This window comes from Streptococcus sanguinis, assembly GCF_003943655.1.
Taxonomy (GTDB): domain Bacteria; phylum Bacillota; class Bacilli; order Lactobacillales; family Streptococcaceae; genus Streptococcus; species Streptococcus sanguinis_F.
In genome coordinates, this window is sequence record NZ_RJMM01000005.1 from 37,870 (window position 1) to 64,154 (window position 26,285).

Sequence of the window (26,285 nt, forward strand, 5' to 3'; positions counted from 1 at the left end):
TCAGGGAGCTATTTTTCTTTTTCAGACAGATTATGGAAAATCCTCCTCTAGATAAGTTTCCAGCAACGACGTCGTTGCTGGAACGAATTGTTTTATGAAAAGGAGCATGTATGTCAACTAAATATATTTTTGTCACCGGCGGTGTAGTTTCTTCTATCGGGAAAGGGATTGTGGCAGCTAGCTTGGGCCGGCTTTTGAAGAATCGCGGTCTCAAGGTTACGATTCAGAAGTTTGACCCCTATATCAACATTGATCCCGGCACCATGAGCCCTTACCAGCATGGAGAAGTGTTTGTCACAGATGATGGAGCCGAGACGGATCTTGATCTGGGGCATTATGAGCGTTTTATTGACATCAATCTCAATAAATACTCTAATGTCACCACTGGTAAAATCTATAGCGAAGTCCTGCGCAAGGAGCGTAAAGGCGAGTATCTGGGGGCGACGGTTCAAGTCATTCCACATATTACAGATGCTCTCAAGGACAAGATCAAGCGGGCAGCACGGACGACGGACTCGGATGTGATTATCACAGAGGTCGGTGGCACAGTGGGCGACATCGAGTCTCTTCCTTTCTTAGAGGCTTTGCGCCAGATGAAGGCGGACGTCGGAGCAGACAATGTCATGTATATCCATACGACCCTCCTACCCTATCTCAAGGCAGCTGGCGAAATGAAGACCAAGCCGACTCAGCATTCTGTCAAAGAGTTGCGCGGTCTGGGGATTCAGCCTAATATGCTGGTCATCCGCACAGAGAAGCCAGCTGGACAAAACATCAAAAACAAACTGGCTCAATTCTGTGATGTGGCGCCGGAGGCGGCCATTGAGTCGCTGGATGTGGAGCATCTTTACCAAATTCCTCTCAACTTGCAGGCGCAAAAGATGGACCAAATCGTCTGTGACCATCTGAAGCTGGATGCGCCGGCGGCAGATATGACGGAGTGGTCAGCTATGGTAGAAAAAGTGATGAACCTGAAAAAGCAAGTACGTATTGCTCTGGTCGGTAAGTATGTCGAGTTGCCAGATGCCTATATTTCAGTTGTTGAAGCGCTCAAGCATGCCGGCTATGCCAATGATGCGGAAGTTAAGATTGACTGGATTGATGCGAATCAGGTAACGGCCGAAAACGCCGCAGAGCTTCTTGGAAATGCGGATGGGATTATCGTTCCGGGTGGCTTTGGTCAGAGAGGAACTGAGGGTAAGATTCAGGCAATCCGCTATGCGCGTGAGCAGGATGTGCCTATGTTGGGGATTTGCTTGGGCATGCAACTAACCTGTGTCGAATTTGCCCGTCACGTCTTGAGATTGGCTGATGCCAACTCAGCGGAGCTCAATCCAGACACACCATTTCCGATTATTGACCTCATGCGTGATCAGATTGATGTCGAAGACTTGGGTGGGACGCTGAGACTGGGGCTCTATCCTTCTAAACTTAAGCCTGGCTCTAAGGCAGCAGCAGCTTACGACCATCAAGAAGTCGTGCAGCGCCGTCACCGTCATCGCTATGAGTTTAACAATGCTTTCCGCGAGCAGTTTGAGGCGGCTGGATTTGTATTTTCTGGAGTTTCACCAGACAATCGCTTGGTCGAAATAGTGGAAATCCCAGAAAACAAATTCTTCGTTGCTTGTCAGTATCACCCAGAGCTTTCCAGCCGCCCGAACCGACCTGAAGGTCTTTATACAGCCTTTGTCACAGCAGCGGTAGAAAAGAGCTCGGAGAGATAGACCTGCTTTTTCTAGGATAAGCGATTTTTCTAGAGAAATGTTATAATGAAAAACAAAAGGAGGGAAGAAGATGTTTTTGAAAATTTTGGCCAGTATTCGTACTAATAATTTCCAAGATGAGCATTGTATAGAAAAAATTCAAGCTCTCTGGCAGGAACAAGAGGGAACTGTGAAAGAAGCTTTTGCTGAGGGAGAACCAGTTTATGCCGTCTATCATGACTATGCCAGTGATTACAAAGGAGACTACAGTCTCTCTATCTGCCGTTTGACAGATGGGGAAGTCTATGATTTTGATACATCCGAGCAGACCTATCAAGTATTTGAAGCGGATAAGGAAGATCCGCAAGCGATTCTTCATGCTTGGCAGAGGATTTGGCAGGCAGAGGAAACAGGTGAGCTTCATCGAGACTACACTATTGACTTTGAAAAATACGATCCCGACCAAACTGTGGCTGTCTTTATTGCGACTCAGCAGCACTGAGTTTTCCGTGTTCCTTCCTTGACTTCATTTTCGCTTAGATTTCCCAATTTTACTGATTGAGTAGAAAGTTGATTTTTTGAAATAAACTAAAAAATTTTCTTGACAAGCCTTAGCTGTCCTGTTATACTAGTAAGGTACTCAATCGCGGGGATGGCGGAATTGGCAGACGCGCAGGACTAAGGATCCTGTGACCGCTTTAGGTCGTGAGGGTTCAAGTCCCTCTCTCCGCATCAAGTAAGCTGACTTCGGTCAGCTTTTTCTTTTTGCGATAGAGACGCTTAAAAAGGCTGAGTGTCTCCCTGCAATTCTTTAAAATTTCAGGAAAAACTAGCAATTTTAGTGAAAAAGTGATAAAATAAACAATGTAAGTGGTTTAACCACAAAAAATAAGAGGAGGCCTGATAAGAATGGCAATCGTTTCAGCAGAAAAATTTGTCCAAGCAGCTCGTGACAATGGTTACGCAGTTGGTGGATTCAACACAAACAACCTTGAGTGGACTCAAGCTATCCTGCGTGCGGCAGAAGCAAAGAAAGCACCAGTGCTTATCCAAACTTCAATGGGTGCTGCTAAATACATGGGTGGCTACAAAGTTGCTCGTAACTTGATCGCTAACCTTGTAGAATCAATGGGCATCACTGTACCAGTTGCGATTCACTTGGACCATGGTCACTACGAAGATGCACTTGAGTGTATCGAAGTTGGTTACACTTCTATCATGTTTGATGGTTCACACCTTCCAGTAGAAGAAAACCTTAAATTGGCTAAGGAAGTCGTTGAAAAAGCACATGCTAAAGGTATCTCAGTAGAAGCTGAAGTTGGTACTATCGGTGGTGAAGAAGACGGTATCATCGGTAAAGGTGAATTGGCTCCAATCGAAGACGCTAAAGCAATGGTTGAAACTGGAATCGACTTCTTGGCAGCAGGTATCGGTAACATCCACGGCCCATACCCAGCAAACTGGGAAGGTCTTGACCTTGACCACTTGAAGAAATTGACAGAAGCTCTTCCAGGCTTCCCAATCGTATTGCACGGTGGTTCAGGTATTCCTGATGATCAAATCCAAGCTGCTATCAAACTTGGTGTTGCCAAAGTTAACGTTAACACTGAGTGCCAAATCGCATTCGCTAACGCAACTCGTGCATTTGCTCGTGACTACGAAGCAAACGAGGCAGAATACGACAAGAAGAAACTCTTCGACCCACGTAAATTCTTGGCTGACGGTGTAAAAGCTATCCAAGCATCAGTTGAAGAACGTATCGACGTATTCGGTTCAGAAGGTAAAGCTTAATCTAGCTGAACAATACAAAACAGAAACCTGCCTGTAAAGGTGGGTTTTTTTGGTGTGTGACAAAATATGATAATTATTTTTAAATTACCTATGTTCGTTTGAAAGTAAAAGTGGTAGTATAGTGAGGAGATAAGATTCTATTTTCCTGAGTTAAGTAGGGAAATGATCTGTAACATGAATTGAATGATGGGATATTGAGAAACGTATGGCAATGATAGAAGTAGAGCATCTTCAGAAAAATTTTGTGAAGGCTGTCAAGGAACCGGGATTGAAGGGGGCTTTGCGCTCCTTTATTCATCCTGAAAAGCAGACCTTTGAAGCGGTCAAGGATTTAACCTTTGAGGTTCCAAAAGGGCAGATTTTAGGCTTTATCGGGGCCAACGGTGCTGGGAAGTCGACAACCATCAAAATGCTGACAGGAATTCTGAAACCGACATCTGGTTTTTGTCGAATCAACGGCAAAATTCCGCAGGATAATCGTCAAGACTATGTCAAGGATATTGGAGTGGTCTTCGGACAACGAACCCAGCTATGGTGGGATTTGGCACTGCAAGAGACCTATACAGTCTTGAAGGAAATTTATGATGTGCCAGACTCGCTTTTCCATAAGCGCATGGACTTTTTGAATGAAGTCTTGGATTTGAAGGAATTTATCAAAGATCCCGTGCGGACTCTTTCACTTGGTCAACGGATGCGGGCGGACATTGCGGCTTCCTTACTTCATAATCCCAAGGTTCTCTTTTTAGATGAACCAACCATTGGGTTGGACGTTTCGGTCAAGGACAATATTCGTCGGGCTATCACCCAGATTAATCAGGAGGAAGAAACAACCATTCTCTTGACCACTCATGACCTGAGCGACATTGAGCAACTCTGTGATCGGATTTTTATGATTGACAAGGGGCAGGAGATTTTTGATGGAACGGTTAACCAGCTCAAGGAAACCTTTGGCAAGATGAAGACTCTCTCCTTTGAACTACTACCAGGTCAAAGTCACCTCGTTTCTCACTATGAAGATTTTTCGGATATGACCATTGATAGACAAGGAAACAGTCTCAATATTGAATTCGATAGTTCCCGCTACCAGTCGGCTGATATTATCAAGCAAACCCTGTCTGATTTTGAAATTCGTGATTTGAAGATGCTAGATACGGATATTGAGGATATTATCCGTCGCTTCTATCGAAAGGAGCTCTAAGATGGTCAAATTGTGGAGACGTTACAAACCCTTTATCAATGCAGGGGTTCAGGAGTTGATTACCTATCGAGTCAACTTTCTTCTCTATCGAATTGGCGATGTCATGGGAGCTTTTGTGGCCTTTTATCTCTGGAAGGCAGTCTTTGATTCCTCGCAAGAGTCCTTGATTCAGGGTTTCAGCATGGCAGATATCACCCTCTACATCATCATGAGTTTTGTGACCAATCTTTTGACCAAGTCGGATTCTTCCTTTATGATTGGGGAGGAGGTTAAGGATGGCTCCATTATCATGCGCTTGCTGAGACCAGTTCATTTTGCGGCCTCTTATCTCTTCACCGAGCTTGGTTCCAAGTGGTTGATTTTTATTTCTGTTGGAGTTCCATTTCTATGTGTCATTGTATTGGTAAAAATCCTTTCTGGGCAAGGGATTGTAGAAGTGCTGGGATTAACTGTCCTTTATCTCTTTAGCTTAACGCTGGCCTACCTGATTAACTTTTTCTTTAATATCTGCTTTGGATTTTCAGCCTTTGTATTTAAAAATCTATGGGGTTCTAATCTACTCAAGACTTCTATAGTGGCCTTTATGTCGGGGAGTTTGATTCCCTTGGCTTTCTTTCCTAAAATTGTTTCAAATATTCTTTCCTTTTTGCCTTTTTCATCCTTGATTTACACTCCGGTTATGATTATCGTTGGGAAATACGATGCCAGTCAGATTCATCAAGCGCTTTTGCTACAGTTTTTCTGGCTCTTAGTGATGGTGGGCTTGTCTCAGTTGATTTGGAAAAGAGTCCAGTCATTTATCACCATTCAAGGAGGTTAGTATGAAAAAATATCAGCGCATGCATCTGATTTTTATCAGACAGTACATCAAGCAAATCATGGAATACAAGGTTGATTTTGTGGTTGGTGTTTTAGGTGTCTTCCTGACCCAAGGCTTGAACCTCTTGTTTCTCAATGTCATCTTTCAACACATCCCCTCGCTAGAAGGCTGGACCTTTCAAGAGATTGCCTTTATCTATGGTTTTTCCTTGATTCCCAAGGGACTGGACCATCTCTTTTTTGACAATCTCTGGGCACTGGGGCAACGATTGGTGAGAAAGGGAGAGTTTGACAAGTATCTGACTCGTCCTATCAATCCTCTCTTTCACATCCTAGTCGAGACTTTTCAGATTGATGCCTTGGGTGAGCTCTTGGTCGGTGGAATTTTACTAGCGACAACGTTCTCTAGCATTACTTGGACTATTCCCAAGTTCTTGCTTTTCCTAGTCTGCATTCCTTTTGCGACCCTGATTTATACTTCTTTGAAAATCGCGACAGCCAGTATCGCTTTTTGGACCAAGCAGTCAGGTGCTATGATTTACATTTTCTATATGTTTAATGATTTTGCCAAGTACCCGATTTCCATTTACAATTCGCTCCTTCGTTGGTTGATTAGTTTTATCGTTCCTTTTGCTTTTACAGCCTACTATCCTGCTAGCTATTTCTTGCAGGAAAAGAATGGACTCTTTAACATTGGTGGTTTGATTCTGATTTCCCTTGTTTTCTTTTTCATTTCGCTCAAACTCTGGGATAGGGGATTGGATGCCTACGAAAGTGCGGGTTCGTAAGATGGAAAATATGTTTAGTCCTAAAGCTTAAAACATGAAAGGATTTAAAGATGGTAGCGATTGAAGAAGTGAAGGAAGAAAAACAAAAGATGATAGCAGTCAGTGAAGTTTTAAAGGATCTACCAGAATGGTTTGGAATACCTGAAAGCACACAAGCTTACATTGAAGGAGCTAGGGATTTACAAGTTTGGGTTGCTTATCAGGAGAGTAAATTGGCTGGCTTTGTAAGCTTATCTTATTCTAGTGAAGATTGTGCAGAGATTGACTGCTTAGCTGTTAAGAAATTCTATCATAGAGCGGGAATTGGTAGTCAACTTCTAGAAGTTTTAGAAAAATCTGCTCGTCAAAAAGCATCCTATCTGCAAGTAAAAACGGTAGCACCAGGTTATTATCCTACCTATGACAGAACTAACGCTTTTTATCAGGCTCAGGGCTTTAAAAAGTTAGAAATTTTTCCTGAACTTTGGGATAAAAGCAACCCTTGTTTGATTTGGGTTAAGAAATTGTGAAATTCTAACTTGACAAAAAAACTCAAGATGCTAAAATAAAGGGGAAAAGACGCCGATTTAGCTCAGTTGGTAGAGCAACGCACTCGTAACGCGTAGGTCACAGGTTCGATCCCTGCAATCGGCAGAAAGAAAACCAGCAACTTTTTCATGGGTTGCTGGTTTTGTTTATCTAATTCTTATAAAGAAGTAAGAAAAGTTAGACCGCCTAATATCACTCCTGCCGCATTGGGAATGATAAGGATCCAGTCTTTTTTAGGTTCTTTGGTCCAACCATAGATTACCCAAATTAAACAAGAAACTGCTGCGAATAGTGGTTGGAATGGTTGAGCTTTTTCTCCTTGCAAGTTAGCGATAATTTGTGGAATATATGCAATAAAGACAAGAATCCCAATAAAAGCTCCAATAGATCCGACAAAGCGATTAATTTTTTGTTTAGACATATAGTACCTCCTGAGGTACTATTATATCAGAAGGAAAAAAGTTTTCAAATTTGTTTGATCATAAAATAAGACAGATATTCAATATGTGTAAGTCGTGCTTTTATACTAAACGAATCTATTGGAGAGTCTAGGATGAGAAATCAAATTTGCTTAACATTTTTTGAGAAGGGTAAGCTACCACTTAGTTATCAAAAATAACCACTTACTGAAAATGCCTTGTTTCTTTTTTGAAAATTGTTATAATGAAGTCAGAAGCAAGGAAAGGAGTGGCTATGAAGATTAGGATTGAGCTTGATACAGATATGGCAGAAACTGAAGTCGTTATCCGAACGGCTCAATATGGTGAAGAGGTGGCTCGGATTCAAGCAGCTCTTGAACAAGCCAACCGTCAACCGATAGCTTTCTATAAGGATACAAGTGAATATTTTGTCGATTTGAAGAATATTTTATTTTTTGAAACGGATGCTACCAAAATTTATGCTCATAGCAGGGATGATGCTTATGAAGTCAAATTGAAGCTATACGAATTAGAAGAGAGACTTCCGGCATATTTCTGTCGCATTTCAAAGTCTACTATTGCCAATGCCAAGGCTATTTACGCTTTGGATAAATCATTTTCGGGAACCAGTACTATCCAATTTTATGACACACATAAACAAGTGCACGTTTCCCGACACTACTATCAAATTTTAAAAGAAAAGTTAAACGAAACGAGGTAATTTTCATGAAAAAAACAATTTTTGGAATCGGCTTTTTAGTCTTGGCAGCTTGGGTTCTGCTGCAGGGGAATTTTGGGATTCCTGCCTTCAATTTTAATATTTGGCCCATGCTAGTAGTTGCAATGTTTGCCTATTTCGCCTTGGAAAATTTCTTAGAAAGAGACTTTGGCACTGGGCTGATCATGGCAGTTATTGCGCTGATTATTGCCAATGCCGTTTACCACTTTTTAGCTATTTCAACAGGAACCTTGGTTTTGGGTGGTATTCTGGCTTGCATCGGTCTCAATATGATTTTCAAGCCCCGGCGCATTTTTAAGGGGCGTATCTTCTCAACTGCCTCTTCTTCCTCAAAAGATGATATTGCTTTTGGCAGCGGCACGCGCTATATCAACTCAGATAACTTCACCTATGAAAAGTTAGACTGTGCTTTTGGCAGTGCATCGGTTTATTTTGATAATGCGACTATCGAAGGGGACTCAGCAACTTTTGAAGTGGATCTGTCTTTTGGCAGTGTGATGCTTTATGTGCCCAGCGACTGGCGTGTAGAGCTGGATGTAGATAATGCCTTTGGCTCTGTCTACAATCCCCGCAATGTCAATGAAAAGAGAAAAACTCTCTATGTCAAAGGCAACGTAGCTTTCGGTTCTTTGAAGATTAGCTATGTTTAGGAAAACGGATTAATTTCGAAACTTTGGACAAATGTACTTGTCAAACGTCAAGTTTTTTGGTAATATAGGAAGGTATGTGGTGCTAGCACATCCGTAATATTAGATCTAATAGGAGGAAACACGATAATGGCTAAAGTATGTTACTTTACTGGTCGTAAGACTGTATCAGGAAACAACCGCTCTCACGCGATGAACCAAACAAAACGCGCTGTTAAACCAAATCTTCAAAAAGTTACTGTTTTGATTGACGGTAAACCTAAAAAAGTTTGGGCTTCAGCTCGTGCCCTTAAATCAGGTAAAGTTGAACGCGTTTAATTTTTATTTAAAAGGATGGAAATTTTCCGTCCTTTTTTGCTTGTAAATTTCCGCCTAGACAGTTGATTTAGACCCTTCCTCCTTTACACCCTGTATAAAATATGGTAGAATAAACTATAAAATACTTTTGAGGTACAAATTATGACTGTGAAAATTAATACAAAAGATGGTCAAATTGAGCTGACTGATGATGTGATTGCGACAATCGTCGGCGGTGCAGCGACTGAAATTTTTGGTGTAGTTGGCATGGCCAGCAAAAATGCAATCAAGGATAATTTTCAAGCCCTTTTAGGAAAAGAAAACTATGCTAAGGGCGTGGTTGTGAAAGCGACTGATGAAGGTGATATCGCAGTTGATGTCTACACTGTGTTAAGCTATGGAGTCAAAATCAGCGAAGTTTCCAAAAACATCCAAGAGCGTGTTAAATTCAGTTTGGAAAACAAGCTCGGAATTACTGCCCATGCAGTGAATGTTTATATCCAAAATATTAAAGTCGTAGGAGAATAATCGTGGCAAATATTACTACTAGTTTATTTCAAGAAATGGTGCAGGCGGCATCTACTCGCTTAAATAAACAGGCTGAATATGTAAACTCTTTGAATGTCTTCCCGGTTCCAGATGGCGATACAGGGACCAACATGGGCATGACCATTGAAAATGGTGCCAAGGAAGTGTCAGATAAGTCTGCTTCAACAGTTGGCGAAGCGGCGGGTATCTTTGCGAAAGGCCTTTTGATGGGCGCGCGTGGTAACTCAGGAGTTATCACTTCCCAGCTTTTCCGCGGTTTTTCTCAAAGTGTGAAAGAGCATGAAGAGCTGACTGGTGAAGATCTAGCTCTGGCCTTTCAGTCTGGTGTAGAAGTGGCTTACAAGGCAGTTATGAAGCCGGTTGAGGGAACGATTTTGACTGTTTCCCGCGGTGCGGCTATCGGAGCCAAGAAGAAAGCTGAAGTCACTAATGATGCTGTAGAAGTTATGAAAGCAGCTCTTGAAGGAGCAAAGGCTGCTTTGGCTAAGACACCGGATATGCTGCCGGTTCTGAAAGAAGTCGGCGTTGTGGACTCTGGCGGTCAAGGGTTGGTCTTTATCTACGAAGGCTTCTTGTCTGCACTTACAGGCGAATATATCGCATCTGAGGACTTTGTGGCGACACCTGCGACCATGTCTGAGATGATCAATGCTGAGCATCATAAGTCTGTAGCTGGCCATGTGGCAACAGAGGACATCACTTACGGCTACTGTACAGAAATCATGGTGGCTCTCAAGACAGGTCCAACCTATGTAAAAGACTTTGATTATGATGAATTTCGCAACTACCTCAATGATTTGGGAGATTCCCTGTTGGTAGTCAACGATGATGAAATCGTCAAAGTCCATGTCCATACCGAAGATCCAGGACTGGTTATGCAGGAAGGTCTCAAGTATGGTAGTTTGGTCAAGGTCAAGGTTGACAATATGCGCAACCAGCACGAAGCACAGGTTGAAAAGGAAGAGCGCTCAGCTAAGCCGGCTCAAGAAAAAGAATTTGCGATTATTGCTGTAGTGGCTGGTGATGGTCTGGCTGAAATCTTTAAGGCTCAGGGAGTTGACTATATCATCTCTGGCGGTCAAACTATGAACCCATCAACAGAAGACTTCATCAAAGCTGTGGAGCAAGTCAATGCTCGTAATATTATTATCTTGCCAAACAATAAAAACATCTTCATGGCAGCCCAATCAGCAGCAGAAGTGATTGAGCAGCCTGCAGCAGTGATTGAGACTCGCACAATCCCTCAAGGTTTGACCAGTCTCCTAGCTTTTGATGGCAGCAAGACTATTGAGGAAAACCAAGAGCGTATGACTGCAGCCTTGGCAGAAGTAGTCAGCGGCAGCGTGACGACTGCGGTTCGTGATACGACGATTGATGGCTTGGAAATTCATGAGAATGACAACCTCGGTATGGTGGATGGCAAGATTGTTGTTTCTAATCCAGATATGCTGACAGCTTTGAAAGAAACGTTCAGCAAGATGCTCAATGAAGACAGCGAGATTGTCTCTATCTATATCGGTGAAGACGGCAGCGAAGAGTTGGCTAGCAGTCTTGCTCAAGATTTAATGGAACAATTCGAGGATGTCGAAGTAGAAATTCATCAGGGCAGTCAGCCGGTTTATCCATATATTTTTAGTGTTGAATAGTATAAAAAGGCAATCGAAAGGTTGCCTTTTGTCATTTTGTAGAAAATACTTAGACAAGAAACTGGTATTATGTTATACTGTAACAAATAAAAAGTAAAAAAAGGTGAACTATGAAAAAATTTTTCATTCTTGTTATTTCTGCTTCGGTACTCTTGACGGGCTGTGTGCTTCCTAGCTTCAGCAAGCATCGTCCTAGACATTCTTCTGAATCAGCAGCTTCTTCTAGGCGGACTAAATCCAGCTCTAGCTCCAGCTCTAGCAAGTCATCCAGTTCTTCTTCTGAAAGTACAGAGATTGTCTCTAAAACCTTGGTTGGAGACATTGAAGGAATCCATCATCGTGATACAATTACCTATCAGGGCAAGAAAATCTTGAATCTTCGTATGGAATTGCTCACTTCCTTGCCAGAAGAAGCTAGTGCGGCATCAGCTACTTTGACTCCAGAGGAGATGACGACTATCATTCGTGAAGGAATGCAGTCTGATTCAAACTATGTAGCAGCTAAGAGTCTGGAAGGTGTCAATATTGATTATTCAGTTACAGCAGAGAAGAAATTGCAGACCTTGATTGAAATTGATTTGCAAAAGGTCAATGTCGAAGAGGTGGAAAAGAACAGTTTCTTCCAAGGTTTTGGACTGAAGGATATTAAGGATATTACACCTGAGATGTTTATTCTGAGTCTGAAGCTCAATGGTCTCAAAGAAGAGGTACAGAGCTAAAGTTTAAAAGCGTTGGTCGCCTCATCTTACAGATTGAGTAGCTAGTTTATTGAAAAATTTTTTAGATTAGGCTGCTTTAATTCCAGTTTCTATCTAAATTGCAACAGACATACAACTAGTCGGTTCCTCTCAACGAGGGGGCCGGCTTTTTTTGTGTCTTCATGCAGAAGGGAGATAGACAGATTATTCCAATATTTGCTGGCTTTGTGCTCTAAAAGCGGAATAGTGACATTTGTCATGTCAGCTGGTGACAAAATCAACTAGTAGGAAAAATTTCTTTGCCTTATAATATAGTTAACAAAATGATAAAAGGTTGCTGTAAGAATTCAAAAAGCATTTGGTCTTTATTCTTCTTCCGGCTTTGGAAAAATAAAGGAAAGATGCACATGCGCTTTATCGAATCAAAGGAGGAGTAAAATGGAACTGATTGAAGTAAAGAAGCTTTCAAAAAGCATTCATGGTAAAGAGATTTTAAAGGATATTTCGTTTGAAATCTCCCAAGGTGACTGTGTGGCCTTGATTGGCCCCAACGGAGCAGGTAAAACGACTCTCATGGATTGTTTGTTGGGCGATAAGTTTCTGACAGCTGGTGAAGCAAGGATTCAGGGGCTCAAACCAACTGACAATCATCTCAAGCAGTCTGTAGCGATTTTACCACAGGAAAATACAGTGGTGGAGGATTTGAAGGTCAAGGAACTCTTGGCGTTCTTCCAAGCTATTTATCCAAATAGTTTGTCCAATCAAGAAATTGATGACTTGCTGCAATTTACAGACAAGCAAAAGAATCAGTTGGCCAGCAAGCTGTCTGGTGGACAAAAGCGTCTCTTCTCTTTTGTTCTGAGTCTGATTGGCCGTCCTAAGATTCTGTTCTTGGACGAACCAACTTCAGCTATGGACACCTCTACTCGTCAGCATTTCTGGGAAATTGTTAATCAGCTCAAGCAGCAGGGAGTGACCATTGTTTACTCCTCTCACTATATCGAAGAAGTTGAGCATACGGCAGACCGGATTTTGGTGCTGCACAAGGGCGAGTTGATTCGCGATACAACGCCTTATGCCATGCGCAGTGAGGAGCAGGAAAAACACTTTACCTTGCCGCTGACTTATCAGTCTGTGCTGGAAAAACTGGATAATGTGACTGATTTAGAAATCAAGCAAAAGGCTTTATCTTTTGCTACTAGGGATGCTGGACAGGTCTGGCAGGTTCTTCAGGAAAACGGCTGTACAATCGAAGAGATTGAAGTACGTAACCGTACCCTCTTGGATAGTATTTTTGAAACGACACAAGAATAGGAGAGTAATCATGAAAAATATGGCAAGTCTTATGAAGATTGAGTTGATTTTAATGAAGCGGCAGGCTGCTTATTATCTCTTGTCTATTGGTCTGCCCAGCGTATTTTACCTGATTTTCTCAGGAATGATGTCTGGAAGTGATACGCCTGAACATGTGCTTCGAGGCTACCTCTTCTCTATGACTCTTTTTAGTATCATGTCTAGTGCTTTCTTTAGCATTCCAAGCACTTTACAGTCTGATAAAAATAATAACTGGCAAAAAATGATTCAGCACTCGCCGATTTCTATGGTAAAATATTATATATCAAAACTTTGCAGTACGCTGTTGACTTTTATGCTTTCTATTATCGTAGTCTTCTCAATTGGGCATTTTGTTCGCGGGGTTAATCTGCCAATGGTGGACTGGCTTCTTATTGCCGTGATCCTTCTGGTAGGAAGTGTGGTCTTTATTGCCATGGGTGTATTGGTCAGTCTCTTGCCAAGTGCTCAGCTCATGTCTGTAGTGGGCAATATCGTCTATATGGCACTGGCTGTTCTGGGCGGTCTATGGTTCCCTCTGACTATGTTCCCAAAATGGCTCCAGCCAATCGGTAAGTTGACGCCAAGTTATCAACTGATGCAGGTTGTGTCTTCTTATCTAGAACACCATCAGTTCAATGGCAAGGCAGCTTTGATTGTTCTGATTTATACGGTTTTGGTCAGCATTCTTGTGCTGCAGCTCAAAAAGCGAATTGAGGTAAAATAAAAGCATGTGGGAAAAGCTTAAACAAGTCCACTATATGTTTCATATTGCGCTGGTCTTTATCATCTTTCCAGTGGCGGGAGTAATCAGCGGGGAATACCCGCTTTTCCTCTTGCTTGGGACAGCTATTTTTGTTGCGGCTTACTATGCGGTTTTGCTAAGTAACCATCGCCTTATTCAATTTTTTTCTTGGTGGTTCTTGGTTGTTTACATATACTATGGTTCTGTCTGGCTAAATACAGGTTTTACCTGGTATATTTTTTATCTATCTAATCTGCTGATTTATGAGCTGGATGATGTCTCGTTTAAATCCTGGCGTTTTTGGACCTTTATTGATTTGCAGCCTGCTATTGTGCTGACTAATTATTTGATGGGTCATGTTGGTCCAGCAGAACTACTCTTCTTTATTGTCACTTTTCTCTTTTCAGATGGCTTGACCTTTGGTCTCCATCGGATTCAGACAACCGAGCGAATCAAGGAAGAAAAGACCAAACAAAATGCCCAGCTGAATCTCTTTCTAGCAGAAAATGAGCGCAATCGGATTGGTCGAGACTTACATGATAGTCTAGGACACACCTTTGCTATGCTCAGTGTCAAAGCGGAGCTGGCTCAGCAGTTTTTGCAGATGGAAGCCTATGAAAAGGCAGCAAAAGAACTGCAGGAAGTGCAAGAGATTAGTAAGAAGTCCATGGCTGATGTTCGGCGGATTATTAATGATCTAAAGAATCGGACGCTGGACGAGGAACTAGTGACCATTCGTGCCATGCTGGAGATGAGCGGTGTTCAGGTAGAAATGGATAACCAGCTCAATGTTGCCAGTGTCCCACCGAGTCAGCAGTCAACAATCAGTATGATTTTGCTGGAGGCTGCTACCAATATCATCAAGCATGCCAAGGCTAAAAAGAGTAATTTTTCTTTGGTAAAGAAAAACGAAAAGCTTATTTTAGACATTCAGGATGATGGTTGTGGTTTTCAGAAGCTGACCGGACGGGAGTTGCATAGTATTCGAGAGCGGCTGTCTGCCTTATCAGGAAAGCTTGAGATTCTTAGCAGCCAAGATCCAACATGGATTCGAATTGAATTGCCATACGGAGGGAAGGAAGCATGAAACTTTTGTTAGCAGAAGATCAAAGTATGCTGAGAGATGCCTTAGCTCAGCTCTTACAGCTGCAGCCAGATGTCGAAGAAGTCTATCAGGCCGCAGATGGGCAGAAGGCTATTGACTGTCTTAACTCAGAAACTGTTGATGTAGCTATTTTGGACGTGGAAATGCCCCACCAAACCGGCCTAGACGTTCTCGAATGGGTCAAGGCCAATCGACCCAACATCAAGGTCATCATCGTCACAACCTTCAAGCGACCGGGCTACTTTGAGCGAGCTGTTAAGGCGGATGTAGATGCTTATGTGCTCAAAGAGCGCAGCATTGCGGATTTGATGAAGACCATCCATACCGTTCTAGATGGGCAAAAGGAATATTCGCCGGAATTGATGGAGGTGCTAATGACCAGTAGGAATCCTCTCTCTCAGCAGGAGAGGCTAGTCCTGCAAGCTGCGGCGACTGGCCTGTCCAATAAAGAAATTGCTGAAAAACTCTACTTGTCAAATGGAACGGTTCGTAACTATATGTCTGCTATTTTGACCAAGCTAGATGCTGAAAATCGAACAGAAGCAGTCCGAATCGGTCAAGAGAAAGGCTGGTTATAGCTGGAAGATTCAGCTTCGTAGAAAAGATGAGGAGCGGGAGCTTTCCCATAAACGGAACATTTGAGAGCTAATAATTCTAATGAAAAGTCAGTACTATAGATATAGTTCTGGCTTTTTATCTTTTGTTTGAAAAACATTCGGATTTAGATAAAAAATCAAGAAAAAAATTAACTAGCGGCTTGCAATTTTTTTCAAAAATGTTATCATAGTAGAAAGCTTTTTGAATTTTTAGAAAATTGTAAATAAATGAAAGGGGAAGAATGGAGAAAATCAAATTAGAAACTTCTAAGACAGGCTCAGAGCTTGTGTTAGAAACCTTGAAAAATCTTGGTGTTGATACGATTTTTGGCTATCCCGGCGGCGCTGTACTGCCGCTTTATGATGCTATTTATAGTTTTGAAGGCATCCGTCATATTCTAGGCCGCCATGAGCAAGGCTGTGTTCACGAAGCAGAAGGCTATGCTAAGTCTACTGGGAAAATCGGAGTTGCGGTTGTGACCAGCGGTCCAGGAGCGACCAATGCTATTACTGGAATTGCTGATGCCATGAGTGATAGCGTTCCCCTTTTAGTCTTTACTGGTCAGGTAGCCAAGGCTGGAATCGGTAAAGATGCTTTTCAGGAAGCGGATATTGTCGGTATTACGACCCCTATTACAAAGTACAATTACCAGGTTCGGGAGACGGCGGAAATTCCGCGTATCATTACAGAAGCTATTCACATCGCGACGACAGGTCGTCCTGGGCCAGTCGTTATTGATTTGCCTAAGGATGTCTCCGCTCTGGAAACGGACTTTATCTATGACAGCAAGTTGCATCTGCCGAGCTATCAGCCGACTATTGAGCCGAATGAATTGCAGATTAAGAAGATTATCAAGCAGATTTCTAAGGCTAAAAAGCCGGTTCTGCTTTCAGGAGGCGGTATTAGTTATGCCGAGGCAGCAGCAGAGCTGGTTGCTTTGTCGGAGCGGTATCAGATTCCAGTAGTCACTACCTTATTGGGCCAGGGAACCATTGCGACAGACCATCCTTTATTCTTAGGTATGGGTGGAATGCACGGTTCTTTTGCGGCCAATATTGCCATGACTGAGGCCGACTTTATGATTAGTATCGGCTGCCGCTTTGATGACCGTCTGACTGGTAATCCGAAAACTTTTGCCAAGAATGCTAAAGTAGCACATATTGATATTGACCCAGCGGAAATTGGAAAAATTATCAGTGTAGACATTCCTATCGTAGGGGATGCTAAGAAAGCCCTGCAGATGCTGTTGAATGAAGAGCAGGTGCATAACAATACCAGCAAGTGGATTGAAAAAGTAACGCAGGATAAGGAGCGGGTCCGCTCATATGATAAGAAAGAACGTGTTGTACAGCCTCAGGCTGTCATTGAGCGCGTAGGTGAGTTGACCAAGGGTGATGCCATCGTTGTAACAGACGTCGGTCAGCACCAAATGTGGGCCGCCCAATATTATCCGTATAAAAACGAGCGTCAACTGGTAACATCTGGCGGTCTAGGAACCATGGGCTTCGGTGTACCTGCAGCGATTGGAGCTAAGATTGCCAATCCGGATAAGGAAGTGGTGCTCTTTGTCGGAGATGGTGGCTATCAAATGACAAACCAAGAGATGGCTATTCTCAATATCTATAAGATTCCAATTAAGGTCATCATGCTTAATAATCATTCGCTAGGCATGGTGCGCCAGTGGCAGGAAGCTTTCTATGATGGTCGTACCTCTGAGTCTGTCTTTGATACTTTGCCAGATTTTCAGCTCATGGCTCAGGCCTATGGTGTTAAAGCTTATAAATTTGACAATCCGGAGACCATTGTTCAGGATTTGGAAGTCTTAAAGGAAGATATACCAATGTTTATCGAGGTAGATATCTCTCGCAAGGAGCATGTTCTTCCAATGGTGCCGGCCGGCAAGAGCAATCATGAGATGTTGGGGGTGAAGTTCCATGCGTAGAATGTTGACAGCTAAACTCCAAAACCGTTCGGGTGTTCTAAACCGCTTCACGGGTGTTCTTTCCAGACGTCAGGTCAATATTGAGAGTATCTCAGTCGGAACGACGGAAAATCCGGAAGTATCCCGTATCACCATCATCATTGATGTGGCTTCATTGGCAGAGGTTGAGCAGATTATCAAGCAGCTCAATCGTCAGATTGATGTGATTCGAGTTCGAGATATCACGGACCGTCCTCACTTGGAGCGCGAAGTGATTCTGGTTAAGGTCTCGGCTCCAGCTGATAAGCGGGCAGAGATTCTGTCTATTATCCAGCCATTCCGGGCAACAGTTGTAGATGTAGCACCTAGCTCCATTACCGTTCAGATGACCGGTGATGCAGAGAAGAGCGAGGCTCTGCTTCGAGTCATTCGCCCATATGGTATTAAAAATATTGCTCGGACTGGAGCGACAGGCTTTACCCGAGATTAAATCAAACCTTTAATTTGTTAAAACCGCCTAACAGGCAATAAAAATAGAAAAGAGAGTAAAACTTATGGCAGTAACAATGGAATACGAAAAAGATGTAAAAGTAGCAGCACTTGATGGTAAGAAAATTGCCGTAATCGGCTATGGTTCACAAGGTCATGCTCATGCGCAAAACTTGCGTGATACAGGCCACGATGTGATTATCGGTGTTCGTCCTGGTAAGTCATTTGACAAGGCTAAAGAAGATGGCTTTGATACTTATACAGTAGCAGAAGCAACTAAATTGGCTGATGTTATCATGATTTTGGCTCCAGATGAAATCCAACAAGATCTCTATGAAGCAGAAATCGCTCCAAATCTGGAAGCTGGCAATGCTGTTGGGTTTGCTCATGGTTTCAACATCCATTTTGAATTTATCAAAGTTCCTGCTGATGTAGATGTCTTCATGTGTGCGCCGAAAGGTCCTGGTCACTTGGTTCGCCGTACTTTCGAAGAAGGTTTTGGCGTACCAGCTCTCTATGCAGTTTACCAAGACGCTACTGGAAATGCCAAAGACATCGCAATGGACTGGTGTAAAGGTGTTGGTTCAGCTCGTGTTGGTTTGCTTGAAACAACTTATAAAGAAGAAACAGAAGAAGATCTCTTTGGTGAACAAGCTGTGCTTTGTGGTGGTTTGACTGCCCTTATCGAAGCAGGTTTTGAAGTCTTGACAGAAGCAGGTTACGCTCCTGAATTGGCTTACTTTGAAGTGCTGCACGAAATGAAACTGATTGTGGACTTAATCTATGAAGGTGGCTTCAAGAAGATGCGCCAATCTATCTCAAACACAGCTGAATATGGCGACTATGTATCTGGTCCGCGCGTGATTACTGAGCAAGTCAAAGAAAACATGAAGGCGGTCTTGGCTGATATCCAAAACGGTAAATTTGCAAATGACTTTGTAAATGACTACAAGGCTGGTCGTCCAAAACTCACTGCTTACCGTGAGCAAGCTGCTAATCTAGAGATTGAAAAAGTCGGTGCAGAATTGCGTAAAGCAATGCCATTCGTTGGTAAAAACGACGACGATGCTTTCAAGATTTACAATTAAGATAAAGAGCAGATAAGACATTAGGGGTAGGAATGCGAATTCCCAGCCCCTTGTTTTGCTTGATAGAGAATAAACTGAAAAAACAGGGAAGGAAGAAACATGCTCAGAGCAAAAGATATCACTCATGCTCATAAAGTGTTAAAAGATGTGGTTGTCAATACTCCGCTTGACTACGACCACTATTTGTCGGAGAAGTACCAGGCCAAGATTTACCTGAAGAAGGAAAATATGCAGCGGGTACGCTCTTTTAAACTCCGCGGGGCTTATTATGCCATTTCTCAACTTAATGAAGAGGAACGTCAGCGTGGGGTTGTCTGTGCTTCTGCGGGAAATCACGCCCAAGGAGTGGCCTATACTTGTAAGGAAATGAAAATTCCAGCAACTATTTTTATGCCAATCACGACCCCGCAGCAGAAGATTGGACAGGTTCGCTTCTTTGGCGGTGAATTTGTGGAAATTAAATTGGTTGGAGATACTTTTGATGCTTCGGCCAAGGCAGCGCTTGATTATACTAAGGATGAAAACTGCACCTTTATCGATCCTTTTGACAATGATGATGTCCAAGCTGGTCAAGGAACAGTGGCTTATGAAATCTTAGACGAGGCTAAGAGAGAAGCAATCGATTTTGATTCAGTTTTAGTACCAGTTGGCGGCGGCGGACTGATATCAGGAGTCTCAACCTATATCAAAGAAAGTCAGCCATCTATCGAAGTTATTGGTGTGGAAGCCAATGGTGCCCGCAGTATGAAAGCAGCTTTTGAAGCTGGAGGTCCAGTCAAACTCAAAGAAATCGACAAATTTGCGGACGGTATCGCAGTCCAGAAAGTCGGTGCATCAACCTATGAGGTTACACAAAAGAATGTTCAAAATCTTATCGGTGTAGATGAAGGGCTTATTTCAGAGACCATCATTGACCTATATTCCAAGCAAGGGATTGTCGCAGAGCCAGCTGGTGCGGCAAGTGTTGCTGCTTTGGAAGTCCTGAGCGAGTATATCAAGGGGAAGACTATCTGTTGCATTATCTCAGGTGGTAATAATGACATCAACCGGATGCCAGAGATGGAAGAACGGGCACTTATTTATGATGGTATCAAGCACTATTTCGTGGTTAACTTCCCGCAGCGTCCAGGTGCCTTGCGTGAATTCGTAAATGATATTTTAGGACCCAATGACGATATTACTCGTTTTGAATATATCAAGCGGGCAAGCAAGGGAACAGGACCGGTTTTGATTGGTATTTCTCTGGCTGATAAGCATGATTATGCTTCTTTGATTAACCGTATTGAGCAGTTCGATCCGTCCTTTATCAATCTGAACGGGAATGAAACACTCTACAATATGCTTGTCTAATTGTAAATATATTTTAGCCTAATTTGTATGCTTTCGTTTGAAACTGCAAATTAAATATGTTAGAATATACTATAGTGAATCAAGGAGGCTTGAACATGTTTTTTATTCCATTTTTCTTTATCATATTGATCATAATCTTTATATTCTTGTTGCTTAGTGCAGTCTATGTGGTTCGTCAGCAATCTGTGGCAATCATTGAGCGTTTTGGACGCTATCACAAAACCAGCAGCAGCGGTATCAATTTCCGCCTTCCTTTAGGGATTGACAAGATAGCAGCTCGCGTTCAGCTGCGTTTGCTGCAGAGCGAGATTGTCGTTGAGACTAAGACACAGGATAATGTTTTCGTAACTATGAATGTTGCGACCCAGTATCGCGTAAATGAGAACAACGTGATTGACGCTTATTACAAACTTATGCGACCAGAAGCTCAAATTAAGTCCTATATTGAAGATGCCCTTCGTTCCTCCGTTCCAAAACTGACCTTGGACGAGCTCTTTGAAAAGAAGGACGAAATTGCCCTAGAAGTCCAAAAGCAAGTGGCAGAAGAAATGTCGACCTATGGTTACATTATTGTCAAAACCTTGATTACCAAGGTTGAGCCTGATGCTGAAGTTAAACAGTCTATGAACGAAATCAATGCGGCGCAGCGTAAGCGTGTGGCTGCTCAGGAATTGGCTGAAGCGGATAAGATTAAGATTGTGACAGCTGCCTCTGCAGAAGCTGAGAAAGACCGCCTGCATGGTGTTGGTATTGCCGAGCAGCGGAAGGCCATTGTGGATGGTTTGGCAGACTCCATCAAGGAATTGAAGGGAGCCAATATTGAGTTGACAGAAGAGCAGATTATGTCTATTCTTTTGACCAACCAGTACCTGGATACTCTGAATAATTTTGCAGATAGTTCGGGTAATAATACCATCTTCCTTCCAGCAAATCCAGAAGGTGTCGAAAGTATTCGGACTCAGATACTTTCAGCCCTCAAAGCTAAGTAAAGAANATTCAGAATTATTTAATTTGTTCGAATTTGGTTTGTTTAAGTTGACAAACTGTATAAAAACAATTATAGTAGTTGATGTAGCTAGAATAGAGAGGAGTAAGAAATGGCTAAATCTAATTTCGAGAAAGTAGAATCTGTTGTTAGTTGGGTACGTGATAAGAAGATCACCGGTTACCGTATTAGTAAAGAAACAAATGCACGTGAAATGTCTATCATTGCTCTTGCTCAAGGACGTGCAAAAGTGAAAAATATCTCTTTTGAAACAGCTCTTGGCTTGATTGATTTCTACGACAAAAACCATGAAAAATTTGAAGACTAAACTTCAAAATCGTGCAACTGATATTGCTCATTAAATAAAAAAAGGAATCTGGACTTAGTTCTAGATTCCTTTTTGTTTTTGAAAATAAATAGTTTAGCTGAGGAAACGTTGCAGGAATTCTTTGGTTCTTTCTTCTTTTGGATTGGTGAAGATATCCTGCGGGCTGCCAGCTTCAGCAATGACGCCCTTGTCCATAAAGATAACACGGCTGGAAACATCACGGGCAAATTCCATCTCGTGGGTTACGACAATCATAGTCAGTCCTTCCTGAGCCAGTTCTTTCATGATTTTCAGAACTTCACCAACCATTTCAGGGTCGAGGGCTGAAGTCGGCTCGTCAAAGAGGATAGCATCAGGATTCATAGAGAGGGCGCGGGCAATAGCGACCCGCTGCTTCTGACCGCCTGAGAGTTGCTTAGGCTTGGCCTGCCAGTATTGCTCGCCCATTCCAACCTTGTTGAGGTTTTCTTTGGCAATTTTCTCGGCTTCGGACCGTTCTTTTTTCAGGACCGTTGTCTGAGCGACGATAGTGTTTTCAAGGACATTAAGATTCTCGAAGAGATTGAAAGACTGAAAGACCATGCCCAGCTTTTCACGGTAATGGGTCAGGTCGTAATTCTCGTCCAGAACATTCTTGCCGCGATAGAAAATCTGACCGCCAGTTGGTGTTTCCAGAAGGTTAATGGAGCGCAGGAAGGTTGACTTTCCGCTACCGGAACTGCCGATGATGGAAATCACTTCTCCTTTATGAACGGTGAGGGAGATGTCCTTGAGGACTTGGTTTTCACCGTAGGACTTTTTGAGGTTTTTAATTTCTAAAATGGTTTCTGTCATGATTTTACTTCTCCTGTCTGCATTTGATTGGCACCTGTCGTGTAGTTGTCTGTGTCAAAGCGTTTTTCAACATAGCGCAGGATGCGTGTCACGCTGAATGTCAGGACAAAGTAGATTACAGCGATGATGGTAAAGGTTTGGAAGTATTGGTAGGTCTGGGTAGCAATGGTATTTCCAGAGAAATAAAGCTCAACCACCGAGATAACGTTCAGCACAGATGTATCCTTGATATTGATGACAAATTCATTACCAGTTGCAGGCAGAATATTGCGGACGACCTGAGGCAGAACAATCTTGCGCATGGTCTGGCCGTGGGTCATACCCAGTGCTGTTGCGGCCTCGAATTGCCCCTTATCAACAGCAAAGATACCACCGCGGACAATCTCGCTCATATAAGCTCCGGTGTTGATAGAGACGATGAAAATAGCAGCGATAGTCCGGTCGATAGAAATTCCAAAAGCCTGAGCTGTTCCGTAGTAGATAACCATGGACTGAACAATCATGGGAGTTCCGCGGAAAATCTCAATATAGACATTTAAGAACCAGCCAAAGATTTTTTGCAGTGATGCTAGGAGTTTATTCTTAGAAGCTGGTGCTGTCCGATAAACGCCAATCAGCAGTCCGATGATGAGACCTGCGATGGTTCCTGTTATCGAAATAAGCAAGGTCAAACCAGCTCCGCGTAAAAATTGCGGCCAGTTTTCAGCCAGGATCTTAGCCACTTGACTGAAGAATGATTCATTCGTTGTTTCACTATCCGTATCAACAGGCTGTTTCTGAATCATCTCATCCATCAGCTTGACTTGGTCATTGGTAGTAATCTTAGCGATAGCTGCATTGGCTTGCTCGATACGATTGTCATCTTTACGCATCCCAATGGCAATGGAAGCATCTTCTTCTCCTACTTCAAAGCCTTTCTCAAATTGGATCATTTTGAAGTTAGAGTTGGCAGTCTCAGCAGTCAAAGCTTCTGGCCGCTCAGAGATATAGCCATCAATAACTCCAGATTCCAAGGCTTGACGCATCTGAGCAAAATCGCCCATAGCTGTCTCTTTTTTGGCACCAGACAGTTGGTCAATGAGATTGTAGAGGTAAACTCCTTGCTGGGAAGTGATTTTGGCGTCTTTGAAGTCTTCTAGAGTCTTAGCGGATGCATATTTTCCATCTTTACGAACTAGGAGAACTGGCTCGCTGGTGTAGTAACTGTTGGAAAAGGCGATTTCCTTTTTCCGCTCGGCAGTTGGACTCATACCCGCAATAATCATGTCAATCTTTCCGGAGGTCAGAGCAGGAATTAAGCCATTCCAAGAAGTCTTGACAACCAGAGGTTCCTTGCCCATCTCTTGAGCAATTTTTTTGGCAATCTGCACATCGTATCCGTTGGCATATTGGTTGGTTCCTTCGATTTTTACAGCACCGTTGGAATCGTCATCCTGAGTCCAGTTGAAGGGAGCGTAGGCTGCCTCCATACCGATTCTCAGGTAGTCATCGGCTTGGATAACTTGGGCTGTTCCTAAAGCGACCAGGAGGGCAGTAAATAAAGTGAGTAATAATTTCTTCATGGGTTTCTCCTGCTTATCTAATAATTGTTCTTCCTATTCTATCGAAAATTACCGTTCTTTTCAATCCTAGTAAGCCCTTACTTGATAAAAATGATATAATAGAACAAAATATCTGTAAAGAGAGGTTGAGTATGAAACGATATTTTTGTCTCCTATTAGTCTTATTTTCCTGTCTTTGTTTTGGTCAGGTTGTCTCGGCTGTTGACTATGATATTGAATCCTATCAAGGCGATCTGGCCTTGCGTGAGGACAATACAGCTACCTACACAGAGAAAGTGACCTACAAGTTTAATGACGACTATAATGGTCAGATTGTTTCGCTGGGCTCTGCTGGAAAGATGCCCAATGGCTTTGCCATTGATGGGAATCCGACGGTCTCGGTTCTGACGAATGGTGAGCCAGATATGGACATTAACCCCCAAGTCAGAGACTTAGGCGACGGTTATGAAGTCAAAATCTATAATTCAGGAAACGACGGTGACAGAGTTGTTGTCACTGTGACCTGGCAGTTGAGAAATCTCCTTTTTCTTCACAAGGATATTGCTGAGCTCAACTGGACTCCTATCAGCGACTGGGATCAGGGGATAGGAGAGGTCGTTTTGACGGTTTCTGGCTTGAGCAATCCAGATAAGAGTGAACTCTTTGCTCATAGTGGCTACTTTGGTACCCAGCCTTTCGTGGATAAGGATGGCACTGACTATCTGGTCAAAATCAATGGAATTGGCTCGGGCGATAATGTCGAGCTCCACGGCTATTGGGAGCGACAAGCGGTTTCTCTTGTGTCCCAGAATGAAGACGAGAACGACTACTTGCCAACCTTTAAAGCTCAAGAAGAAAAGATTGCCCGCAGGACGGTCTTTTACCGGCAGCTAGGAGAAATTTATATGCCCTTGCTGCTCTTATGTGCCATCCTTGTAGCGGTTATCCTTTATTTTGTCTTTGCCCAGAAAATCAAGCCTAAGCAGTCTTATCCCAAGAATGCTCGTCTATATGAGGCTCCTCAGGACTTGGCTCCTCTTGTCTTGGCGGAAAATATTTACGCGGTGGATATGGAGGATGTCAATCCGACGAATGGCGGCAAGGCAGTGCTGAACTTTGAAAACATGGTCCAGGCGACTTTATTAGACTTGCTGGATAGAGGCAATCTCCTCCTGCAGGGGGATGCTGAAAATCCTGTTCTGCAAATAGTGACTTATGATGGGCTGGCAGACTTTGAGAGACGTTTTCTGGGCATGGCTTTTAACAAGCAATCCCAGGCTAGGGTGAAAGATCTCTTTTCAGCCTATCAAATTTCAGAAGATATTTATAAGCACAAGTCTTCTGCGGATGAGTCCTATATCCGTAACATCGGTAGTAATATCAAGTCCTTATTTACTAACAGTTTGCGCTCCTTATCTAAAGAAGTGCGCTCTGAAGGCAAGCGTTTGGGTCTCTTTGCTCACTACCGGCCTCTTAAAGTTCAGGAAAAGAGATTGCTGATTACTGCTATTATTCTGGCTTGTGCTGGTTTGGTAGTGTCTATCGCTGTTTTCTTTATCTATATGGCTTCTTTTGGCGGCTTTATCTGGTATTATATTCCTTTGGCGCTGGTGAGTCTTGTCTTGATTCTCATTTTTGCTAGTAAGGCACAGCTTTATTGGCGAGATGGCGTCCTGAATGACGAAGGCGCGCACGACTTCTATCTGTGGCGAAGTTTTTCCAATATGCTGCGAGATATTGCCCATCTGGACAATACAGAAATCGAAGGCATTATCCTGTGGAACCGTCTCTTGGTCTATGCGACCCTCTTTGGTTATGCAGATCGTGTCAGCCGTGTCATGGCTCTGCGTCAGATTCACTTGGAAAATCCATCTATGGACAGCTATGTTCAGGCTAACCTGCACTATGCCTTCTATAGCAGTATGCACAGCTTCTCAAACTATGGTCATGTAGCCACTACAGCCAGCAATTTCTCTGTCTCATCTGGCGGTAGTTCAGGTGGTGGGTTCTCTGGCGGCGGAGGCGGCGGAGGCGGTGGAGCTTTCTAATAGATAAACTCCCTCCTAGCCGGAAAAGTCTTAGTACTGGCTTTTCCTAGCCTTGAAATTGTGATATAATAAAACCTAATACTCTTTGGGAATTTAACTG

Annotated in this window: 27 protein-coding genes and 2 tRNA genes; 26 read left to right on the top strand and 3 right to left on the bottom strand. The window is 42.9% G+C overall.

Going from position 1 to position 26,285, the window contains the following annotated elements; translation table 11 throughout:
- Positions 1-110: 110 nt before the first annotated feature.
- The 9 genes from pyrG (at position 111) to D8886_RS03935 (ending at position 6,932) form a co-directional block, all read left to right on the top strand.
- Complete coding sequence (pyrG, locus tag D8886_RS03895) at positions 111-1,724, top strand: CTP synthase (RefSeq protein WP_125434298.1); 1,614 nt, start codon at positions 111-113, stop codon at positions 1,722-1,724.
- Positions 1,725-1,794: 70 nt separating this feature from the next.
- Positions 1,795-2,205: a GyrI-like domain-containing protein gene (locus D8886_RS03900; RefSeq protein WP_125434299.1), complete on the top strand. Its 411-nt coding sequence runs from the start codon at positions 1,795-1,797 to the stop codon at positions 2,203-2,205.
- A 144-nt stretch (positions 2,206-2,349) separates the two neighbouring features.
- Positions 2,350-2,435: transfer RNA gene (locus D8886_RS03905), tRNA-Leu, on the top strand.
- Positions 2,436-2,612: 177 nt separating this feature from the next.
- Positions 2,613-3,494 carry a class II fructose-bisphosphate aldolase gene (locus tag D8886_RS03910; protein WP_002902377.1) on the top strand — a complete coding sequence of 294 codons (882 nt, stop codon included), beginning with the start codon at positions 2,613-2,615 and terminating at the stop codon, positions 3,492-3,494.
- A gap of 205 nt (positions 3,495-3,699) precedes the next feature.
- Positions 3,700-4,692: an ABC transporter ATP-binding protein gene (locus D8886_RS03915; protein ID WP_002905304.1), complete on the top strand. Its 993-nt coding sequence runs from the start codon at positions 3,700-3,702 to the stop codon at positions 4,690-4,692.
- A 1-nt stretch (position 4,693) separates the two neighbouring features.
- On the top strand, positions 4,694-5,512 hold the full coding sequence (locus D8886_RS03920; protein WP_002905303.1) for an ABC transporter permease: 819 nt from the start codon (positions 4,694-4,696) through the stop codon (positions 5,510-5,512).
- 1 nt (position 5,513) lies between these two features.
- Complete coding sequence (locus tag D8886_RS03925) at positions 5,514-6,299, top strand: ABC transporter permease (protein ID WP_125380128.1); 786 nt, start codon at positions 5,514-5,516, stop codon at positions 6,297-6,299.
- A gap of 50 nt (positions 6,300-6,349) precedes the next feature.
- Positions 6,350-6,808, top strand: coding sequence for a GNAT family N-acetyltransferase (locus tag D8886_RS03930; protein ID WP_002902392.1), 459 nt, complete (start codon positions 6,350-6,352; stop codon positions 6,806-6,808).
- A gap of 51 nt (positions 6,809-6,859) precedes the next feature.
- Positions 6,860-6,932, top strand: a tRNA-Thr gene (locus D8886_RS03935).
- A gap of 52 nt (positions 6,933-6,984) precedes the next feature.
- Here D8886_RS03935 and D8886_RS03940 read toward each other — a convergent pair.
- The gene (locus D8886_RS03940; protein WP_002902394.1) at positions 6,985-7,248 is read right to left on the bottom strand and encodes a SemiSWEET family transporter; all 264 of its coding nucleotides are present in this window, start codon (positions 7,246-7,248) and stop codon (positions 6,985-6,987) included.
- A 272-nt stretch (positions 7,249-7,520) separates the two neighbouring features.
- On the opposite strand from D8886_RS03940, the gene D8886_RS03945 reads away from it, so the two are divergent.
- The 16 genes from D8886_RS03945 (at position 7,521) to D8886_RS04020 (ending at position 21,762) form a co-directional block, all read left to right on the top strand.
- Positions 7,521-7,967 (top strand): LytTR family DNA-binding domain-containing protein, encoded by a 447-nt coding sequence (locus tag D8886_RS03945; protein ID WP_023917202.1) that lies wholly within the window; start codon positions 7,521-7,523, stop codon positions 7,965-7,967.
- 5 nt (positions 7,968-7,972) lie between these two features.
- Positions 7,973-8,635 carry a LiaF transmembrane domain-containing protein gene (locus D8886_RS03950; protein ID WP_002905297.1) on the top strand — a complete coding sequence of 221 codons (663 nt, stop codon included), beginning with the start codon at positions 7,973-7,975 and terminating at the stop codon, positions 8,633-8,635.
- Positions 8,636-8,761: 126 nt separating this feature from the next.
- Positions 8,762-8,950, top strand: a complete 189-nt coding sequence (rpmB, locus tag D8886_RS03955; RefSeq protein WP_001140948.1) for a 50S ribosomal protein L28 — start codon at positions 8,762-8,764, stop codon at positions 8,948-8,950.
- Between the two features lie 141 nt (positions 8,951-9,091).
- A complete protein-coding gene (locus tag D8886_RS03960; protein WP_002893676.1) occupies positions 9,092-9,457 on the top strand; it encodes an Asp23/Gls24 family envelope stress response protein in 366 nt (121 codons plus the stop codon).
- A 2-nt stretch (positions 9,458-9,459) separates the two neighbouring features.
- Complete coding sequence (gene fakA, locus D8886_RS03965) at positions 9,460-11,124, top strand: fatty acid kinase ATP-binding subunit FakA (RefSeq protein WP_002917709.1); 1,665 nt, start codon at positions 9,460-9,462, stop codon at positions 11,122-11,124.
- Between the two features lie 110 nt (positions 11,125-11,234).
- Positions 11,235-11,843, top strand: a complete 609-nt coding sequence (locus D8886_RS03970; RefSeq protein WP_002911751.1) for an SP0191 family lipoprotein — start codon at positions 11,235-11,237, stop codon at positions 11,841-11,843.
- Positions 11,844-12,260: 417 nt separating this feature from the next.
- A complete protein-coding gene (locus D8886_RS03975; RefSeq protein WP_004192172.1) occupies positions 12,261-13,136 on the top strand; it encodes an ABC transporter ATP-binding protein in 876 nt (291 codons plus the stop codon).
- Between the two features lie 10 nt (positions 13,137-13,146).
- The gene (locus D8886_RS03980) at positions 13,147-13,881 is read left to right on the top strand and encodes an ABC transporter permease (RefSeq protein ID WP_004184210.1); all 735 of its coding nucleotides are present in this window, start codon (positions 13,147-13,149) and stop codon (positions 13,879-13,881) included.
- Between the two features lie 4 nt (positions 13,882-13,885).
- Positions 13,886-14,986, top strand: a complete 1,101-nt coding sequence (locus D8886_RS03985) for a sensor histidine kinase (RefSeq protein ID WP_125434300.1) — start codon at positions 13,886-13,888, stop codon at positions 14,984-14,986.
- Positions 14,983-15,582 carry a response regulator transcription factor gene (locus tag D8886_RS03990; protein WP_060976592.1) on the top strand — a complete coding sequence of 200 codons (600 nt, stop codon included), beginning with the start codon at positions 14,983-14,985 and terminating at the stop codon, positions 15,580-15,582. Before D8886_RS03985 ends, D8886_RS03990 begins: the two co-directional genes overlap by 4 nt.
- Positions 15,583-15,842: 260 nt before the next feature.
- Complete coding sequence (locus D8886_RS03995) at positions 15,843-17,543, top strand: acetolactate synthase large subunit (protein ID WP_060976593.1); 1,701 nt, start codon at positions 15,843-15,845, stop codon at positions 17,541-17,543.
- Positions 17,536-18,012, top strand: coding sequence for an acetolactate synthase small subunit (ilvN, locus tag D8886_RS04000; protein ID WP_002898887.1), 477 nt, complete (start codon positions 17,536-17,538; stop codon positions 18,010-18,012). Before D8886_RS03995 ends, ilvN begins: the two co-directional genes overlap by 8 nt.
- Positions 18,013-18,076: 64 nt before the next feature.
- The gene (gene ilvC / locus D8886_RS04005) at positions 18,077-19,099 is read left to right on the top strand and encodes a ketol-acid reductoisomerase (RefSeq protein WP_060976594.1); all 1,023 of its coding nucleotides are present in this window, start codon (positions 18,077-18,079) and stop codon (positions 19,097-19,099) included.
- 99 nt (positions 19,100-19,198) lie between these two features.
- Positions 19,199-20,449 (top strand): threonine ammonia-lyase IlvA, encoded by a 1,251-nt coding sequence (gene ilvA / locus D8886_RS04010; RefSeq protein WP_125434301.1) that lies wholly within the window; start codon positions 19,199-19,201, stop codon positions 20,447-20,449.
- 56 nt (positions 20,450-20,505) lie between these two features.
- The gene (locus D8886_RS04015; RefSeq protein ID WP_002898882.1) at positions 20,506-21,438 is read left to right on the top strand and encodes an SPFH domain-containing protein; all 933 of its coding nucleotides are present in this window, start codon (positions 20,506-20,508) and stop codon (positions 21,436-21,438) included.
- 108 nt (positions 21,439-21,546) lie between these two features.
- Positions 21,547-21,762 (top strand): capsule biosynthesis transcriptional regulator, encoded by a 216-nt coding sequence (locus tag D8886_RS04020; protein ID WP_002893653.1) that lies wholly within the window; start codon positions 21,547-21,549, stop codon positions 21,760-21,762.
- A gap of 93 nt (positions 21,763-21,855) precedes the next feature.
- Here the strand turns inward: D8886_RS04020 and D8886_RS04025 are convergent, their stop codons facing one another.
- The gene (locus D8886_RS04025) at positions 21,856-22,596 is read right to left on the bottom strand and encodes an amino acid ABC transporter ATP-binding protein (protein ID WP_002893646.1); all 741 of its coding nucleotides are present in this window, start codon (positions 22,594-22,596) and stop codon (positions 21,856-21,858) included.
- Positions 22,593-24,158 (bottom strand): ABC transporter substrate-binding protein/permease, encoded by a 1,566-nt coding sequence (locus D8886_RS04030; RefSeq protein WP_125434302.1) that lies wholly within the window; start codon positions 24,156-24,158, stop codon positions 22,593-22,595. The genes D8886_RS04025 and D8886_RS04030 overlap by 4 nt, the downstream gene beginning before the upstream one ends.
- A 131-nt stretch (positions 24,159-24,289) precedes the next feature.
- Between D8886_RS04030 and D8886_RS04035 the strand changes: the two genes are divergently transcribed.
- Positions 24,290-26,185 carry a DUF2207 domain-containing protein gene (locus tag D8886_RS04035; RefSeq protein ID WP_125434303.1) on the top strand — a complete coding sequence of 632 codons (1,896 nt, stop codon included), beginning with the start codon at positions 24,290-24,292 and terminating at the stop codon, positions 26,183-26,185.
- Positions 26,186-26,285 lie beyond the last annotated feature (100 nt).